The following is a 1,315-nucleotide window of genomic DNA, read 5'->3' on the forward strand; positions in this document are numbered from 1 at the left end:
AAGACGCGACACCAACACCGTAGGAGCTCGCGCAATGGTCCGGAAAGGGTATCCTGAACAGATGCCGGACGAAGCCTCTCACCCCTCCTTCGAGGATGTGGCAACGGAGCTCTCGAGCCCCCTCCAACGCTACCTCGAGCGCCTTTCGGGGGACCGCTCCACCGCCCAGGACCTCCTCCAGGAGACGCTGCTGAAGATCGCCCGCGCCCTGCCGGGCTTCGAAGGCCGTTCCAGCATCAAGACCTGGGCCTTCTCCATCGCCACCCGGGTCGCCGCCGACCACTATCGGCGGCCGGAGAACCGGGTCCGGATCGTCGACGTCGACGACGCGGCAGAGCCCGGCGATCCCGACGTCGACGTCGACGACCGGCTGGTTTTCGACGAAATGAGCGACTGCGTCCGCGAGGTGATCGAAAGCCTGCCGGAGGACTACCGTGCGGCCTTGATCCTCCATGACCTGGAAGGGCTGACCGGCGCCGAGACCGCGAGGGTCAGCGGCTGCTCGCTGGCGACGGCGAAGATCCGGATCCACCGCGCTCGCAAGCGTCTGAAGGCGGCGCTCGAGAAAGAGTGCAGCTTCTACCACGACGAGGAGAGCGTCCTGCGCTGCGATCGCAAACCCGTAGCGCGGTCCGGCTGACCGGGTTGGTCTACGACTCGGCTTTCTTCTCCGCCTCTTCCCCGATCGCCGGACCGACCACGTCAGCACGGAAGGGGGACAGGAGGTCTTCCGGGAACGACTGTACAAGAGGGCCATGCTGTCCGCGATGGAACAAGGTCAGACGGCAGTCCGGGTAGACCATCGCGGCGCCGAAGCCGAGCCGGTCCTCCTTTCGGAAGCCGAAAATCAGCCGATCACCGATGGTCCGGGCGCCACGGGCTTTCTAGGATGTCGAGTGTGAGTGCGACAGCCGAATCCATCTCAGACCAAGAAGGAGATCTCCATGGTCCACTCCAGACTGTTTCGCTTTTCGCCGGTCCACGTTGCCCTCGTCGCCCTGCTCACCGGCCTGCCGGCGTCCGTCGCCGAGGAGGCCGAGCATGCCTTCGTCGGCACCAAGAAATGCAAGAAGTGCCACCTCAAGGAGTACAAGTCCTGGGCCGAGACCAGGATGGCGAAGACCTTCGAGGTGCTGGGGCCGGGGATCAGCGCCGAGGCCAAGGTCGAGGCAGGCCTCGACCCGGCCGAGGATTACACCACCGACGCGACCTGCCTGCCCTGCCACACCACCGGCTACAACAAGGAAGGCGGCTTCGTCGACCTCGAGACCACGCCGGAGCTCGCCGGCGTCAGCTGCGAGATGTGCCACGGCGC

2 protein-coding genes are annotated in these 1,315 nt (G+C 65.7%); both read left to right on the top strand.

The genetic code is table 11. The features are described from left to right. The first annotated feature begins 61 nt into the window (after positions 1-61). Positions 62-640 (top strand): RNA polymerase sigma factor, encoded by a 579-nt coding sequence (locus GY769_20520; GenBank protein MCP4204305.1) that lies wholly within the window; start codon positions 62-64, stop codon positions 638-640. 304 nt (positions 641-944) lie between these two features. Next, on the top strand, positions 945-1,315 hold a 371-nt coding region (locus GY769_20525; GenBank protein MCP4204306.1), incomplete at its 3' end, for a hypothetical protein.

This window comes from bacterium (assembly GCA_024224155.1).
In the GTDB taxonomy this organism is placed as follows: domain Bacteria; phylum Acidobacteriota; class Thermoanaerobaculia; order Multivoradales; family JAHEKO01; genus CALZIK01.

Bases quoted from the DNA above. Each gene is read 5' to 3' on its own strand.
- GY769_20520 (MCP4204305.1), top strand. From the start codon at position 62: ATGCCGGACGAAGCCTCTCACCCCTCCTTCGAGGATGTGGCAACGGAG.